Origin of the sequence: Aneurinibacillus terranovensis DSM 18919, from assembly GCF_000430625.1 — a bacterium.
GTDB lineage: Bacteria > Bacillota > Bacilli > Aneurinibacillales > Aneurinibacillaceae > Aneurinibacillus_B > Aneurinibacillus_B terranovensis.
This window is the reverse complement of the sequence record NZ_AUMJ01000019.1, coordinates 38,305-54,661: the sequence shown is the minus strand read 5'-3', so window position 1 is coordinate 54,661 and position 16,357 is coordinate 38,305. Positions and strand designations below refer to the sequence as shown.

16 protein-coding genes are annotated in these 16,357 nt (G+C 44.7%); 3 read left to right on the top strand and 13 right to left on the bottom strand.

What is annotated here, in order from left to right; genetic code table 11:
* Positions 1-216: 216 nt before the first annotated feature.
* From pstB to H525_RS22880, 5 genes are all read right to left on the bottom strand, one after another.
* Positions 217-966 (bottom strand): phosphate ABC transporter ATP-binding protein PstB, encoded by a 750-nt coding sequence (gene pstB, locus H525_RS0105010; protein ID WP_027415295.1) that lies wholly within the window; start codon positions 964-966, stop codon positions 217-219.
* A gap of 15 nt (positions 967-981) precedes the next feature.
* Positions 982-1,860, bottom strand: a complete 879-nt coding sequence (pstA, locus tag H525_RS0105005) for a phosphate ABC transporter permease PstA (protein ID WP_169728841.1) — start codon at positions 1,858-1,860, stop codon at positions 982-984.
* On the bottom strand, positions 1,860-2,783 hold the full coding sequence (pstC, locus tag H525_RS0105000) for a phosphate ABC transporter permease subunit PstC (RefSeq protein WP_027415293.1): 924 nt from the start codon (positions 2,781-2,783) through the stop codon (positions 1,860-1,862). The genes pstA and pstC overlap by 1 nt, the downstream gene beginning before the upstream one ends.
* Positions 2,784-2,863: 80 nt before the next feature.
* Positions 2,864-3,988, bottom strand: a complete 1,125-nt coding sequence (gene pstS, locus H525_RS0104995) for a phosphate ABC transporter substrate-binding protein PstS (protein ID WP_211236974.1) — start codon at positions 3,986-3,988, stop codon at positions 2,864-2,866.
* A 383-nt stretch (positions 3,989-4,371) separates the two neighbouring features.
* On the bottom strand, positions 4,372-4,926 hold the full coding sequence (locus H525_RS22880) for an ABC transporter permease (protein WP_245590404.1): 555 nt from the start codon (positions 4,924-4,926) through the stop codon (positions 4,372-4,374).
* Positions 4,927-4,938: 12 nt separating this feature from the next.
* Here H525_RS22880 and H525_RS26040 point away from each other — a divergent pair, with 12 nt between their 5' ends.
* Positions 4,939-5,604 (top strand): ExeA family protein, encoded by a 666-nt coding sequence (locus tag H525_RS26040; RefSeq protein ID WP_425387653.1) that lies wholly within the window; start codon positions 4,939-4,941, stop codon positions 5,602-5,604.
* 103 nt (positions 5,605-5,707) lie between these two features.
* On the opposite strand, the gene H525_RS0104980 is transcribed toward H525_RS26040, so the two are convergent.
* Positions 5,708-5,956, bottom strand: coding sequence for a hypothetical protein (locus H525_RS0104980; protein WP_155837146.1), 249 nt, complete (start codon positions 5,954-5,956; stop codon positions 5,708-5,710).
* A gap of 34 nt (positions 5,957-5,990) precedes the next feature.
* Here H525_RS0104980 and H525_RS29320 point away from each other — a divergent pair, with 34 nt between their 5' ends.
* Positions 5,991-6,257, top strand: coding sequence for a transposase (locus tag H525_RS29320; protein ID WP_162142469.1), 267 nt, complete (start codon positions 5,991-5,993; stop codon positions 6,255-6,257).
* Here the strand turns inward: H525_RS29320 and H525_RS26995 are convergent.
* From H525_RS26995 to H525_RS0104955, 5 genes are all read right to left on the bottom strand, one after another.
* Positions 6,181-6,408: a hypothetical protein gene (locus H525_RS26995; protein ID WP_155837143.1), complete on the bottom strand. Its 228-nt coding sequence runs from the start codon at positions 6,406-6,408 to the stop codon at positions 6,181-6,183. The two genes, H525_RS29320 and H525_RS26995, sit on opposite strands and share 77 nt — an antisense overlap.
* Positions 6,409-6,459: 51 nt before the next feature.
* Positions 6,460-8,220 carry a methyl-accepting chemotaxis protein gene (locus tag H525_RS0104970; protein ID WP_027415289.1) on the bottom strand — a complete coding sequence of 587 codons (1,761 nt, stop codon included), beginning with the start codon at positions 8,218-8,220 and terminating at the stop codon, positions 6,460-6,462.
* Positions 8,221-8,378: 158 nt separating this feature from the next.
* Entirely contained in the window at positions 8,379-9,950 is a 1,572-nt protein-coding gene (locus tag H525_RS22870) for a purine-cytosine permease family protein (RefSeq protein WP_155837148.1), read from the bottom strand.
* Positions 9,951-10,049: 99 nt separating this feature from the next.
* Positions 10,050-12,020: a hydantoinase B/oxoprolinase family protein gene (locus tag H525_RS0104960; RefSeq protein WP_027415288.1), complete on the bottom strand. Its 1,971-nt coding sequence runs from the start codon at positions 12,018-12,020 to the stop codon at positions 10,050-10,052.
* Positions 12,020-14,065, bottom strand: coding sequence for a hydantoinase/oxoprolinase family protein (locus tag H525_RS0104955; protein ID WP_027415287.1), 2,046 nt, complete (start codon positions 14,063-14,065; stop codon positions 12,020-12,022). Before H525_RS0104955 ends, H525_RS0104960 begins: the two co-directional genes overlap by 1 nt.
* 193 nt (positions 14,066-14,258) lie before the next feature.
* Here H525_RS0104955 and H525_RS22860 point away from each other — a divergent pair, with 193 nt between their 5' ends.
* Positions 14,259-15,446 carry a DDE transposase gene (locus H525_RS22860; protein WP_425387654.1) on the top strand — a complete coding sequence of 396 codons (1,188 nt, stop codon included), beginning with the start codon at positions 14,259-14,261 and terminating at the stop codon, positions 15,444-15,446.
* Positions 15,447-15,545: 99 nt separating this feature from the next.
* Here H525_RS22860 and H525_RS29315 read toward each other — a convergent pair whose 3' ends face one another.
* Both H525_RS29315 and H525_RS0104940 read right to left on the bottom strand, forming a co-directional pair.
* Positions 15,546-15,734 (bottom strand): hypothetical protein, encoded by a 189-nt coding sequence (locus H525_RS29315; RefSeq protein ID WP_211236973.1) that lies wholly within the window; start codon positions 15,732-15,734, stop codon positions 15,546-15,548.
* Between the two features lie 274 nt (positions 15,735-16,008).
* Positions 16,009-16,329: a DUF3870 domain-containing protein gene (locus H525_RS0104940; protein WP_027415286.1), complete on the bottom strand. Its 321-nt coding sequence runs from the start codon at positions 16,327-16,329 to the stop codon at positions 16,009-16,011.
* Positions 16,330-16,357 lie beyond the last annotated feature (28 nt).

Genomic DNA, 16,357 nt, shown 5'->3' with positions numbered 1-16,357 from the left:
GTTTGACTTTGACTTTCTTTGACTTTAATTATACTGATATTTTCCAACCTGATCAAGTCATAATATTATTCTTACACTTTATTCGTGTTTGTATTCCTCTCCTGTAATAATCTACCCCTTTTTGCAGCAAATAAAAAGCAACCTTCAAAAATTTAAAAGCTTTGCTTACGCAAAAAAACAGACCCACATGTGATAGCAGGCCTGTTTTATAAATTTTTATCCAAAGCGTCCGGAAATATAATCTTCGGTTCGCTTATCCTTTGGATTGGTAAAAATCGCTTCTGTTTCGTCAAATTCAACCAACTCACCCAGCAGGAAAAATGCGGTATAATCCGACACGCGGGCGGCCTGCTGCATATTATGGGTCACCATAATAATCGTATACTTTTTCTTCAGCTCTGTGACCAGTTCCTCTACCTTTTGCGTCGAAATGGGATCGAGAGCGGAAGTAGGTTCATCCATCAGAATCACATGTGGTTCGACGGCAAGCGTCCTGGCGATACATAAGCGCTGCTGCTGTCCGCCTGAAAGCCCCATGGCATTCTTATTCAAGCGGTCTTTAACCTCCTCAAATAATCCCGCCTGTTCCAGGCATTTTTCAACGACTTCATCCAATTTCTTTTTATTTCGCATGCCGTTAAGACGTAAACCGGCCGCCACATTATCGTAAATAGACATCGTGGGAAATGGATTGGGCTTCTGAAATACCATTCCAATTTTATGACGAACAGTAACCGGGTCTTTGTCCGGTCTGTAAATATCTTCGCCTTCGACGGTGATCTGCCCACCAACTTTTGCCCCTTCGATCACTTCGTGCATTCGGTTGATGGCGCGCAGAAAAGTTGATTTCCCACAGCCCGAAGGTCCAATAAAAGCGGTTACCTTATTTTTTTCTATGGTTATATTGATATCTTTAACAGCATGAAAATCACCGTACCATAAGTTAAGCTGTTTAGCTTCAATCATTTTATCTACCTCTGCTTATGACCGCTTTTTTGTAATCAAACGAGCGGCAACATTTAGTATGATAACAATCAGTATCAGCGTCAGAGCTCCTGCCCATGCCTGAGCCTGCCATTGTTTATACGGTGAAATCGCATAATTAAATACCTGAACAGGCAGCGAAGCAATCGGCTCCTTTAGCGTAGTGTTCCAATACATATTCCCAAAAGCCGTAAAGAGGAGCGGGGCTGTTTCCCCTGACACGCGGGCGATGGCAAGGATAACTCCGGTAATGATACCGCGCATCGAGGTAGGAAGAACAATAAAGACAATGACTCGCCACTGCGGGATTCCTAGTGCTAATCCTGCTTCCCTAATACTGCTGGGAACAAGCTTTAACATTTCTTCCGTCGTTCGTGTCACCGCAGGTATCATAATAATAGCGAGAGCCACACCACCCGCATACGCGGTAAATCCACCCATCGCAAGGACTAAAAATGTGTAAACAACAATCCCCACCACAATGGAAGGAACACCGAGCAAAATATCCGTTAAAAAGGATACGATACGTCCAAACCTGTTTCTCCCGTACTCGGACAGAAAAATCCCGGTCATAATGCCAAAGGGTATGCCAATGACAGACGCAATTCCAATCAATACAAATGTTCCAACAATTCCGTTGGCCAATCCCCCACCCAGCTCACCAGGCGGCGCAGGAAGTTTCGTAAAGAAATCTAAATTGATTCCCCCGATCCCCTTCACTACAACATATCCCAAGATGCTAAACAGCGGCGTAAGGGCTAACAATGTAGCTACAATCATAAGCCCGATCATCAACGAATTTTTGAGTTTGCGCCGCTTTAAAAGGTTGGATTCCCGATAATGTTTAACTTCCATTCTGTCCATTGCATTCTCCATTATTTAGCCCCCTGTACGCCTCTCGAAGTCGACCATACTAAGAAGCGGGCAAACATATTCACAATAAAAGTTACAGCAAACAATAAAAACCCTACTTCAATTAAAGCAGACAGGTATAAGTCAGAGGAAGCTTCCGTAAACTCATTTGCGATAACACTCGCCATCGTATAGGCCGGGTCAAAGATTGATTTTGGAATTTCCGGGCGGTTTCCGATTACCATCGTTACAGACATAGTCTCCCCAATAGCACGGCCCAAACCGATAATCATTGCACCCAGAATTCCGGATCTGGCATAAGTGAGAACCGCCATACGAATCATTTCCCATTTTGTGGCCCCAAGAGCCAGCGCCGCTTCCCGTTGAGCATCCGGTACGACAAGAATCACTTCTCGGGAAATAGCTGCAATAGTAGGTATAATCATGATAGACAGAATGACACCGGCCGTGAAAATCCCAGGGCCGAAAGACGGGCCTTTAAAAAATGGAATAAATGCGCCAAGTGTATTAATAAACAAAGGAGCGATATGATCACGAATAATAGGCCCAAGAATAAATATTCCCCACAGTCCGTAAATAATGGAGGGGATAGCAGCTAGCAGTTCAATTAAAAATCCTACTATATTTTGAAACCATTTCGGTGCGATTTCCACAAGAAAAACAGCAATCCCTACACTAATCGGCGTTGCGATAAGCAGGGCCATAATAGAAGAAACAATCGTTCCATATATAAAGGGCCACGCCCCAAACTTTTCTCCAACAGGATCCCACGTTTGGCTAAAAATAAAACCAAATCCAAACTTACTGATCGCCAGGCTTGAGCCCCGGTACATTTCCCACAGCATGAGCAGCAACAATCCGATTATCGCGAAGCCAAAAACATACGCAATGATTTTAAAAACCTGATCTCCATATCTTTTTCCCAAAAGAGTTGCACTCCATTCATGAAGAAAACCTGGCTGTCGCCCGCCCTTTTCGCACAGCGACAGCCAAGCATGCCTTTATGTTATTTAAGAACCGGTTGCCCGTTTACCTTTACATTTTTCAATTGTTCAACATCTAAATCCTGTACATTTTTAGGCAGTGGAGCATATTCTAAATCCGTTGCAAACTTCTGTCCATCGGTTACTACGTATTTCAATAAGTTTACTACTTTTTCTGTTTTGTCCTTATCTGTATTGTTTTCATACACTAACGCCCAGGATGTGCCAACGATTGGGTAGCTGTTCTTACCTGGCTCGTTCACTAAAGAAATTTTCAAGTCTTTCGGCATATTTCCTGTAGCCTGTGAAGCTGCCGCAGAAACGGTATCAAGGGAAGGAGCGACAAACTGGCCATCTTTATTTTGAACTTTTGCCGCACTCATATTGTTTTGAATGACATAAGCCAATTCCACATACCCGATGGCACCCGGAGTGTTTTGAACTTGGCCGGCTACCCCTTCATTTCCTTTTGCACCTGTACCAACGTTAGCCCAGCTAATGGACTTTCCTACCTGATTCTTTTTCCACGCATCAGGTGCAGCAGCATTTAAATAGCTGGTAAAGATAAAAGATGTACCCGAGCCGTCTGAACGGTGTACCGGGAAGACAGGCTTATTCGGAAGGTTAACGCCCGGATTAATCTTCACAAGCGCAGGGTCATTCCATTTTTTAATTTTGCCGTTGTAAATATCAGCGATGATTTGCGGGGTGATTTTGAGATCTTTTACTCCATCAAGGTTATAGGAGATGGCTACTCCACCAAGTGTTACAGGAATATGAAGCACGTTTCCGCCGGCCGCTTTTAATTCATCAGCTTTCATCGGCGCGTCGGAAGCTCCGAAGTCAACGGTTTTAGCAATCAATTGCTTGATACCGCCGCCAGAACCGATAGATTGATAGTTTACTTTTATTTCCGGATGTTCCTTTTGATATTCATTAAACTGTTTAGAAAACAACGGATTATCGAAAGTAGAACCTGCACCATTTATTAAAGTGGAACTGCCGGCCGCGGCTCCGCTATTTGTTTTTCCAGCCGCTTGATCTTTGTTTCCGGCCGGTTGTAAACTGCCGTTTGAAGAAGAACAAGCTGACAGAGATAAGGCTACAGCTGCTGACACCGCGAGAACACCTATTTTTTTACTATTCACTTTCAAAAATCCCCCTTAGAATTTTTAATGAATGTAGAGCATGCAACATGTGTAATTTGGCTGGATTCATTTCTCAAGGCTCTCCACTTTGCTTCTTAGCTTCTTCTTTGTCGAATTGAATCCCGACCACGGGATCAATCATATAGCACGAGTCCAAGGGGGACAAGGAGTTTAACATGATCTTTATCTTTTCTTTACATATCATTTACACCGTTAAATTTAATTGATTTTGACGCTTTTTGTCACAAGTTTTTGCGCTTTACTTTGTATGGGGATAGGCGATTTCTTTTCTAATTGTTAAGTTTTTATTAAGAAAGTAAATAAAAAGCCAGTTATACGTTCCGGCAAGAAACGCACAGCTAGCTTTGATTCACATATGTTACTTATTTTTGTTTCAATGGGATTCGTGCAAGACCCTGTACCAGAAAAAGAAGAATGGTTCCGCCAATTAGCAGGGTAGAAGCAGCAGCAATCGTGGGATCAACCTGTGTACGCATGTTTTCCCACATCACCATCGGCAGCGTTTTGGTTGTTGCACCCGAAATAAAAATCGACACCACGACCTCATCCAGTGAGGTTATAAATGCAAACAGCACGCTAGCGATGACTGCCGGTCGAATAAGCGGCAATGTAATTTTAAAAAATACTCCAATCGGTGTTGAGCCGAGGCTAAGCGCTGCCAGTTCGACATTGCGATCAATTCCGTTCAACCCAGCAAATATTGTAATAAAAACGATGGGAATGGCGAGGACGGAATGGGCCAGTACCATTCCGGTTATCGTATTAACTAGCTTATAATTCGAAAACGTATGATACATAGCAATGCCCGCTACGACCACCGGAATAACCATAGGAGCGATAATCACATTGGTAAATACTTTTTTCCCGGGGAACTCCTGGTGGTTTGAATCGAAAGGAAAAGCGTACTTTCGATTCAAACCACCAGAGAAATGGGGAATATTATGGTTTCCTCAATGCTTCAGGTTGCCCCCTCATCTCGCATTGGATGGAGTGCTACTTGTTCATTCGGTTTCCAATTTCTTGTACCACGCGCCCAACGCTCTGGATGCTTTGCCTTCGCTGCTTCGTATACGGCGGAACGCCAGTTATTTGCGGTATTGACTGGCCATTGCGGTACGAGGAAAACTACCACGATTCGAAGGTTTGTGGATCGGCTGGATCGCGGAAAATTTCAAGTGCTTTATTTATCCGATTCGACCCCGCGTCATTTTTATAAAGGAATGCTGGAAAGTTGGGCTCTGAAGCAAGGTTTTATAGAGGGGATGCCAAACGGCAATTACAGTCGGGAGATTGAGCTGATGAAGGGAATTCATGATATTCAACCCGTCGTAGTCGTAGATGAGGCTCACCTTTTAGACCGTGAGATGCTTGAAGAAGTGAGGTTCTTACTCAACTTCAAAATGGATGCCCAAAGTCCAATGGCCCTCATTCTTGTAGGTCAGAGTGAATTATGGGATCGCCTACGTCTTCAATCATTTGCGGCGATACGCCAAAGAATCGACCTACAATGCAGACTGGGTTATTATGATCGTGCACAGGTTGATGAGTATGTCGCGGCATCTTCACTATGCAAATCTTTTCTGACGGTGCCTTAGATGAGATCCACCGTTTTTCCGGAGGGGCCGCAAGGCTCATAAACAAGGTATGTACGCACTGTTTACTTTATGGAGCACAGAACGGACATCGAATTATTGATGATCACATGGTCAAACGGGTTATTGAGGGAGAATTATCATGATTCTCCCTTTTTTCAAATGGCAATTGAATAATAAATTTGTAAATTCCCGGACAATGAATACCGTCAATTTCAGGACTATATAGTATGTCATTAACAGTTGACGTTTGAAAGAAATCAAAGAAGTAACTCATATAATCCCCCATTTCTTTTTCTTCGTTTTCGATCTCCACCTCATTCTCACGCATTTGCTGCCCTTCTCGTTGCTCCAAAATAAGTTCCGGTACTTTCCTCCATAAAAAACTGTTGGATGAGAAAACCGTATTATTATCGCAAGATGAAAGCCATATCCGAGCGTATCAGGCCCTTCGGGCCGTCTGGACATTGAAAGGAAGCGAAAAAAAATACCTATATTTGATCAAGGTCAACCTGTTTGGAACCGTTGATATGCAAACCGGCAACATGTTCTGCACGTCAGCAGAGAAATGCAATGCAGCTACCTTCCTGCACTTTTTACAAGAGCTTCTGACTCGTTATGCGGATAAGTTTGTAATTTTGATAGTCTCAAAATAGTTGAAATACGTTGATAAATGTAGGATATTTTTTCTAACATTATCAAAAATTCTTTATCACCATATGAACCAGAATGAAATAATATACGAACTATAATCATAGCTTCTTCTTGTAATGCGGCAACATTGTGACATTTATCAATCTTCTTCATAAATTCAGTACTCATTATGTTTTCCAACTTTCTACTGCGAATACAATTTGATTATAGTTTGAATTTTTCTATAGATATCTGTAGTTCTTTAGCAAGGTTTCTAAGTGTAGAAGTAGAATTTGAGAGTCCCTTCATTGAGGACAATTGATTTTCAGTGGCAGATGCAATATTTTCTGAACCTATTGCCACTTCCTTAGCTACGCTGGCCATTTCTTGTATGGAAGCTGTTACTTGTTCTGCACCTGCAGATAACTGTTGGGAAGCTGCTGATACTTCTTGAATTTGATTATTTACATGTTGGAAAGCCTTTTTAATTCTTTCGAAAGATTTACCTGCTTCGTGAATAACGATTACGCCTGATTGAACTTCTGCATCTTCCTGCTGCATACTAGATATCGCTTTATCTGCGTCTTCTTGCATCTGTTTAATAAATCCTATGATTTTTTCTGCCGATCTTTTCGATTGTTCAGCGAGTTTTCTTACCTCATCTGCTACAACAGCAAAACCTTTTCCATGCTCACCAGCACGTGCAGCCTCGATAGCAGCATTTAAGGATAGTAAGTTTGTTTGGGATGTAATTTCCGCTATAACATCAATAATTTTTTCTATTTCTTTAGAATGATTTCCTAGTGTTTTTACCAGAATGGTAGAATCACCAACTAATTTGTTAATAAAGTCCATCTGTTGAATTGCTTTAGATAGAGCTTCGCTTCCATTTTCAACTTCTCTTATTGATTCTTCAGAAGTTTCAGCTACTATCGAGGAGGACTCGGCAATACGTTGAATTCCTATCGACGTTTCTTCCATTGTACTTGCAATTTCTTCTCCTGTTTGAGAAGAAATCTCTGCACCTTGTTGTAATCCTTCGACAGTGGAAGCAATTTGCTTTCCTGATTTGTTTGTTGCTTCTGTATTTTTCATCAATTGTTCTGATAAAGAGGTAATATGAGTACTAGCATCGGTTACCTTTGTAATAATATTCTTTAGCCCTGTTATCATTTCATTAATTGCACCAGCCAAGTTTCCTAACTCATCTTTAGAAGCTGTGTTAATGGGCTCTACTGTTAAATCTCCCTCACTTATTTTTTTAGCTATGTCACTAATATGTAAAATCAGTTTTAGTTTTTTGTTAAATAGCCAGATAAATAGGCCCATACAAATGAGAGAGAATAAGGCAATACCACCAGCAATAACCCCCTTTATAAGAGGGAGAGAACCATAAAATTCTTCTGGATAAACAGCAATACCAAGAGTCCAACCCCATGGTTGATAATAATCGACATAGCTCATCTGTGGTCTCTCTTTTGTTTCACCTTGATTTTTCCATTTATAGGTTAGCAAACGCTCATCTTGATTTTTATTCTTGCTTAATTTTACTAGTTCTTGTAATAAATATGTGCCATCTTCAAGTTGAAAATCTTTTTGATTTTGGCCTTCATATCCCAATGGATGCATAACTGCGAGGCAGTCATCATTATACGCCCACATATATCCTTCTTTTTTGTAAACAAAATGAGACTTACTCAAATCACGTTTCTTTTTATCTTGTAGTAGTGGGCCATCAATGTAATCCTTTGCTTTATTTTGAGCTTCTTCTAATGTAAGATGTCCATGTATAACTTCATCATTCAATGCTTGAATAACAGCAATTGAACCATTAACAATTTGATGTAAGTTCTGAACCCCTGCCTGTGTAAGTTCATCTTTCGCTGCTTGATACGTTACAATTCCAACTAATGAACTTGAAATAATGATCAAAATTGTTACTACTATGATTAATTTCCATCGTATACTAAATTTATTTATTTTCACGATATTATCCTCTTTCAACAATTGATTTTTTTATCTAAGCGTTTTGCATAATTTTCGCTCTTAGAGCCGCAAGGCTCTTTTAGCCACAAGAAAGGACTTCACCCCAACTTGTAGAAGAATACAGGTGACTAAACCCATTCCACTTTTGATAAATGAAGTTAGGTAGTAGCGACTATATTGCTCGCTTTTCTTTTGCAAACCGCATGGCAGGTTGACTCGGCCGCACAGCACTGCGAGCAGATATCCCGCTGGCTAAATGGACAGTAAAGCATATCTTCACTGATAAACTCTCCGTCGCATGTGCCGCAGGTGTGTACATTCTCGTTGTACATATTGGAGTGACCGAGTGATTCAAGTTCCTGTACAGGACGAGAAGTAAGATATGTCCTTCCCTTTGTGGCGACCGCAATAAGGATACTGATTGCGCTTGCCAGCAAACCTGCAATTAGCGCCGCAAGCCCGGACAGCATGGGACCGAACGCGCCAGACGCCAATACGGTGCCTGCAATGCTTGCGATGATGATAGATACTACACCGACCGGATTCCATTCCGGCAGAAAACCGCGACGGTGTTCGATATGAAGTTGCCCAAGCTTGAGCCATTTTTTAATGACGATAACATCGGTGACGAGGATAGATGCCCAGGCGAACAGGAATACCCCCTGGAATGTTAGCATCGGACCGATATAGTCAAGCACACCTGCCATCATACATAGGATGGCGATGACGGCTGTAGTTGTCACCCAGAAGACACGGCCGGGTGTAAAGTGAAAGACGCGAGCGAAGAAGTTGGCCAGCGAAATCGAACCACTGTACAGGTTGGTCACATTGATACGAAGTTGCGTCAAAATCGCGAATAGAGCTCCCCAGGCACCCATAGCTGTAACGAAATATATGCCAGGGTTGTCGATCATATACCGTACTCCGAACCAGATGCCGAGCAAACCGGAGAGGAAGAAACAGATAAGCGGAGGAATAAAACCAACGGCAAATACACCGATTTTAAATTGCTCCGGTTTGATGAAGCGCGCGTAGTCCGAGATAAGGAGCGCAATGATGCCTACAAGACCATTGATGATGCCGATGCATGTAACAAGACCGATGCCGCCGACTTCCTGACCCTGTGGAAGGAACGTAAGCCAACCGTCCGCATTGACGAATTCGCGTGTAGCGGTGAGATAGATGCCGACGCCGAGAAGAGCGAGATAGACGGGCAGTGAGTATTTCTGAAATTTATCCAGCTGTTTGACACCGTACCAATTAAGCGGCACGACTGCCAGGCCGAAGAATACCATAAGCGCCCACAACGGCACAGCTTTGATATACTCATGTACGGCGAGCGCCATAATCGAGCCTTCAATAGCACAGTACATGATAAAGTTAATCGCGTAAATAAAAGAAGTAAGCGAGGACCCAATGAAGCCAAAGCCTGTGCCGCGTGACATCAGGTTAACGTTAAGACCGTTCTTGGCAGCGAAGTAGGCGATAGTAATGCCCAGAAATCCGGCGACCAGCGTGGCATAAATTTCTGCCAGAAACGCATTAACACTGCCAAATTGGATAGCCATAAGGCTGCCCATCTGCATGAATACCATAGCGGTCGCGACGCCGACGGCCACGTTGGTGATGTTAGGCCAGGACATGCGCCAGTGTTTGGGTACACGCTGAAGTGCGTAATCCTCTTTTTGCTCGTTTTTCTGATCCTGGTTGACGCGGATGATTTCTGCCATACGTATCACTCCTTTATTAAAAAGTAAGAATAATGTAAGAGATTATATTTTATGGTTTTTAATTATGAGAGGCCGCTATTCGGCCCCTCATATAAAGAATTACGACCAGTAAGCAAGTGTACGTTTACGCAGCATGGCACGGTATTGTTCGGTAGAAGTGGGCAGTGCTTTACCGGTAGTGTAATCGATAATCACGCCATAACGACGAATGACATCCAATTCATCGATTTCCCCGCTTTGGTATTTGTCCTCTACCGATACGATATCTTCCTCAAGCCATGCTTTGCGCTGGGAACGAATGTATTCGCGTTCCTTGCGCGTATCCTCTTCATCAATCTCAAACAGATCAATTTCGCGGTCGATTTCTTTGATGATAACGCCATAATCTTTGCGGGCACGTTTGATGGAGACGTACTGATCAATAACATCTTCGAGCACGAGGCGCGGGTTCCGTTCCAGCGGGTCGCCCAGTCCACCGCCGCCAGCGGAAGGACGGTCAAAGGATACCCCAGATTCTAACGGAACATTGGAGAAAACGGTGCCGAGGAAGCGCTCTTCTTCTGTGCCTGGATTGAGGCGTGCTCCGTGTGGAAGTGAAGGCAGTCCTCCTTGAATACCCCACGTTACTGAACGAGAGCGATCGCAGCAATAGGACATAACTGTATTTTCGCAATCTGTCAGTGTTCCGCCTTTGCGTACGCCGGCGCCGCCACGGAATTTACCTGGTCCTGCCGAATCGGTAACGATTTCATGGTGCGTCGTAATAACCGGCGACAGGCGTTCCTGACCTTCGCAAGGCTGTATGCTCAAGCCTACGCCGAATACCGGCGAGAGGGCATTGGCTCCGTCTTTATACGAGCGACCTCCATGACCACCCGCCATCCAGTCGTACCACATGAAGTAATTGTCATAGCCCGAGCGGCGGTCCCATCCGCCGATTAGCAGATATTCCAGATTGAACGAGCAGGCGAGCGCACGTTCCGGCATAATCTCTGACCAGAGTTCAAAAATCGCATTCATGATTTTCTCATAGGCGCCGGAACAGAATCCGGTTACAGCAACCGGCCAGGGCGCGTTTACCACAGAGTTCTCCGGCAGATCTACATGTACGAAGCGATAAAAACCGGAGTTGAGCGGGATATCCGGGAAGAACGTCTTCGTACCTGAGACGACCGCCGAGAAAGAGGCACCGAATCCTGCATTCAAGAAGCAGCTAATATACGGATGTGAACCGTTTAAATCATAGTAGAGTTCATCATTTTTAATCGTCATTTTAATATGAATAGGGATAAGCTGATCACCGATTTTCGGGTCCATATCAATATAGTCGGTTGTTTCCCATGTGCCGTCTGGAAGTTCGGAGATACGGGCGCGTCCCAGGCGCTCTACGTAATCCTGTACTTCTTCGAACGCGATGAGAACCGTCTCCAATCCATATTTCTCAATCAGACGAGCAAGTTGCGCTTCCCCAATTTTTGTCGATTCAGCCTGCGCACGCAGGTCGCCGAGTCGTTCTTCCGGTACGCGCATGTTAGCAACCATTAAGTTTGCCACATCTGCGAGATACCGTCCTTTGCTCCAGAGACGAACCGGCGGAATTCGCATCCCTTCACCGTAGTGATCTTTGGATTGTACGTTAAACGAGCCTGGCACCGTACCGCCAACATCGGCCCAGTGGCCGTTTGATTGCATAAATGCAATTAACTGCCCATCGTAAAACACCGGGCGTACGATTCGGACATCACAGAAGTGGGTGCCGCCCCGGTACGGATCATTAATCAAGAAAACATCGCCGGGATGGATATCATCACCAAAATCTTCAATGACGGCTTTAGCTGTTAGGTGCAGGGTGCCAACATGCACCGATATATCCTGCGTACCTTGCATGATTGTATTGCCCCACGCATCACAAATGGCAGAACTGAAGTCGCGGCTGTAGATAACGAATGAGTAGCAGGTGCGGAGGATTTGCTCAGACATCTGGTCAACAAGATTGACGAATGCATTTTTCAATACTTCAAATGTAACCGGGTCCAAACGGTTAACAACGGACGGAGTTTGCTGTGCCATTATTTCGCCCCCTCATTTTTATAAGTCAGAATAAGATTTCTGTAAGCGTCTACTTCAGCCGTGAATTCCGGCGGTATTACGACGGTGGAATCTAGTTGTTCAACGATAGCCGGTCCTAAGAAAACGGAGCCGGTCGGAATCAGAGCACGGTTGTAGATGGTTGTGTCAATGAAACCGCCGCTCTCTTCAAAATACACTTTGCGTGTGCCTTTTACGGCATCTTTCAAGCTGCCTTCGGGTTGAATCATTGGCAAATTCGGCTTCGGTACAACGCCGGTGGCAGCTACGCGCAGTCCGTAAATTTCCACACCTTGATCCGGGTTGGAGAACGCGAACTCGCGCTCATGCTCCTTGTGAAATTGTTCAAGCGCTTCTTCAAGGGAGTGAATCGGACGAGAAATCGGGACGGATAGCGAGCGCCATTGCCCGGTATAGCGCATATCGATATAGCGTACCAGCTCAATTTGGTCATCCGACACACCTTCTTCCGTAAGCAGTTCGGCAGCCTCGACTTCCATGTTGATATATTCCTTTTCGAGTTCTGTTAAAGACGCATCCTTAACATCGACAAGATACGTCTTGGAGATATCGTGACGCACGTCGACCAACAAGCAGCCCATAGCAGATGTAATGCCGGGATGCGACGGTACGATAACTGTCGGAATCTCCATTTCTTTTGCCAGATGTGCACCATGTAAGGCTCCAGCGCCACCGAATACCACCAGAGCAAAATCACGCGGATCATAGCCGCGGCGAACCGAAATAAGATGAAGCGCATCACACATATTGGCGTTCGCTACTTTGATAATAGCGTTTGCGGCTTCTTCTTCCGTGTAGCCGAACGGCTCGGAAATTTTGCGAATTGCGTCACGTGCCTTTTCTACATTTAATGTCATTTGTCCGTCCAGAAGCTCGGTGCCGAGACGGCCGAGTATCAGATTTGCGTCACTGTTTGTCGGCTCGGTGCCGCCGCGTTCATAGCAGGCCGGTCCAGGTGTAGCACCTGCACTCTGCGGGCCGTTGCGCAGCGAACCGCCGTCATCGATCCAGGCAAGGCTTCCGCCGCCTGCGCCGATAGTCAGAATTTCAATGCTTGGGAATCCGATCGGATACCCGTATTCAATATACCAGTCTTTTGTGATACGCAGTTCACCGTTGTACATAAGGGAGATGTCCGTGCTGGTGCCGCCCATGTCCAGTCCGATAGCGTTCTGGAAACCGCAGAGTTTGGCAATATGGGCGCTGGCAATGGCACCCGCCGCAATACCCGAGCTTGCCAGGCGTGCCGCATAGCGTGATACCGTCTCCGATGTCATTACACCGCCGCCGGAATGCAGTACAAGTACGTCCCCGTTATAGCCGTCTTTGTTTAAGGAAGCCGACAGTTCCTGTATGTATCGACTGACGATAGGGCCCAGTACTGCATTGACGATGGTTGTACTGAACCGTTCGTGTTCGAAGATTTCTGGAAGTGTATCACTGGACGTACAGACATATACATCCGGCATCTCTTCCTGAATAATTTCTTTCATACGCTGTTCGTTTTGCCCGTTGACATAAGCGTTCATAAAGCAGATGGCTACTGATTCTACGCCGCGCCGCTTAAGGATGCGGACAAGATCATACGCTTCAGCTTCATCAAGCGGTGTAATAAGTTGTCCATTATAATCGATGCGTTCCGTTACTTCAAAACGATCACGTCGTCGAATATACGGCGGTGATACGTCCTCGTATGCATCCCACAATTCCAGTTTGGTACCACGGCGAATTTCTGGTACGTCACGAAATCCTTTTGTCGCAATAAATGCGGTTTTTGGCAATCGCCTTGTAATCAAGGCATTTGTTCCCACCGTTGTTCCGTGTGAAAACAAAGAGATATTTTCAAGAGGTACGGCAGAATTCTTTACGCCCTCTAGAATGCCTCGAGTCGGATTATCAGGAGTGGAAGAAACTTTGGTAACTGAAATTCCCCCTTTTTCCTCATCAAATACAAATACGTCGGTGAATGTTCCCCCTACGTCTACGGCTACACGATATTTGCTCACTTTGTTATCCCTCCTGTATATGTTATTAAGCTATTCGGAATTAACTTTTCCTTGAAAACTCTAACTTTTGGGCCAGGGTCTTTTTATGTTTCACCCCCAAAGTAAAGGGGGAACAAACTTTCCTCTTGACATTTTCAAATCGCCCAAATAATCGCCGAGAAGGCATTTTTTACTGCCTATCTCTATTAGTGTGGTGGATCTGACCATGATTCCTGTTGCCCGTTCTCATGAAGCTTATCTGCAGTTTGTCGTCGAACAATTACACCTTCAGTACGGAGAATCGAAAGCTTTTCTCCAGCAGTTCTATGCGGATCTCATTCTTTGGATCACGCCCGTGGATCTTTCCCTTACCTCCTCTCTCATGAAGGATCAGTATTCTCCAAATCCCAAGGGCAGTAAGCCTCGCGACCCCACTGACCTTCTCCGCAGCTTGCTCCTCATGAATAAACTGCATATCACCAAGAAGAAACGCAAGCTCAAGAAACCGAAAAAGAAAGGGAAGAAGAACCAGAAACAAGAACCGAATAATCCCAATATCACGGAAAAACTTCTCGGCCGCATCCAGCGGCAGGGACAAATTCATGGAATTGCGACGGTAAGCGTGAATTCTCTGATCCCGATGCCAACCGGGGTTGGGACAGTTAGACGGGAACGCTACTTTTATGACCGTCATTTGTACATGTTTACGGCAGCCGATAGTCACTACCATCTGCCGCTGTACCCTCGATTATTCAAGGCCAGCCAGCACGACGCGGTTTCTTGGGTGTGCGGATACCATGAATTTCTTCATTGGTATCCGCAATGGAACATTGGGGAGATGATCTTGGATTCGGCCCACGACGCCTCCCCCATCTATAGCTGCCTGGAAAGCCATCATGTTTCCACCATCATTGAGCTTAATCCCAGGAAGGCTACCCAATTTACTTACAACGAAATGGACATTGGTCTCGACGGCGTTCCGATTTGCCCGATCGGACGAAAGATGATGAACTGGGGCAAGGAAGCCAAACGGTACCGCCGCAAGTGGCGCTGTCCCGCTAAAGTCGGCAAGTGGGAATGTCCTCACCCGTGCTCGACTTCCGATTACGGCAGAACGTTTCACACATCTACCGCCGACAATCCCAGGCTCTTTCCGCGCGTTCCGCGCGACAGCAAAGAATGGCGCAATCGCTACAAGCTGCGAACTGGAGTCGAACGCTGCGTCAAACGCCAAAAGATCGATTACAAGCTAGAAGATTCGAAAGGACGCAGTTCGCGCCATTGGAACATCCGTATCTATTCGATCGCTATGTGCCAACATGCCGATGCTTGGTTCGAGGAAGCCAAGAAACAAAAGCTTTCCTCGCTAGATCAATGGTTCGCAGCCAACCAAGCTGCCTAAATTTTAAAAAAAGCATCGGTTTAGCTTTCTTTGGCATGCACATTTTTGAAAATGACTTTCAAACGCGGTTCCAAATCTCTGTCTTGTCTCTCTCACCCCTCACTCAAAGTCAAAATTCATCGGTTTATTCCGAGCTTCTACATTCAAATCAACATTGTCAACCGCTTTAAAATGCCCAAAGTATTTAGTAGCATCTTTAATCGACAAATTCATACCTCCAGCCAAGCTCTCACCACTCCTTTCATGTTTACCGCCCTCATTCAAACGTTGTTTTATTACACTTTGCAACAATTAAAAAGCCAGACGTATCCCAAGCGGATTTCTTCTGTCTTGAGATGCGACTGGCTTGTTGGCTGTGAACTTATTTCGGCTAAGAAATAAGGACAGACATTAACAGTCATATTCCGTAAATTCAAACTTTTTATTTAAATTAATTATATATTGTTATAATACTTTGTCAACGTTTCTTGTCAGAAATTCTCCTATCATTTCATTGAATTTTGTGAAATTTATATATCCCAATTAAATAGTAAGAGCGGCAGCGAGTTTTTGATCTCTCTTTTCAACTATTTTTATAAATTACATACTGATTGTGCAAATCGCGCAGGGCTGCCACCAGGGCATTTTGGGCTTTCCCTAAGTAATAATCTGTCACCCGCTGAATGACTTCATCCATCCCATCCTGCAGGCTGCACCCACGTAAAAGTTGACCAATAAAGTTTCGCCCATGCTCAGTTGCCAGCGTACAGGATGCTTCAAGAATGACATGGTATTTTGTATCCGCCTCGACAGTAATAGTCAGCGTATCGAAAATGCTGCGCGCAGCCATCCCCTGTGGCAAACGCGCATGCCCGGCAATAAAGTATGTTTTTCCCGTATGCATAAGTACCCACCACTTTCCAGAAGTACGA

Coding starts and splice junctions, on each gene's coding strand:
- pstB (WP_027415295.1), bottom strand. CDS start 966: ATGATTGAAGCTAAACAGCTTAACTTATGGTACGGTGATTTTCATGCT.
- pstA (WP_169728841.1), bottom strand. CDS start 1,860: ATGGAGAATGCAATGGACAGAATGGAAGTTAAACATTATCGGGAATCC.
- H525_RS26040 (WP_425387653.1), top strand. CDS start 4,939: ATGGGGAATATTATGGTTTCCTCAATGCTTCAGGTTGCCCCCTCATCT.
- H525_RS26995 (WP_155837143.1), bottom strand. CDS start 6,408: ATGAAGAAGATTGATAAATGTCACAATGTTGCCGCATTACAAGAAGAA.
- H525_RS22870 (WP_155837148.1), bottom strand. CDS start 9,950: ATGGCAGAAATCATCCGCGTCAACCAGGATCAGAAAAACGAGCAAAAA.
- H525_RS0104960 (WP_027415288.1), bottom strand. CDS start 12,020: ATGGCACAGCAAACTCCGTCCGTTGTTAACCGTTTGGACCCGGTTACA.
- H525_RS0104940 (WP_027415286.1), bottom strand. CDS start 16,329: ATGCATACGGGAAAAACATACTTTATTGCCGGGCATGCGCGTTTGCCA.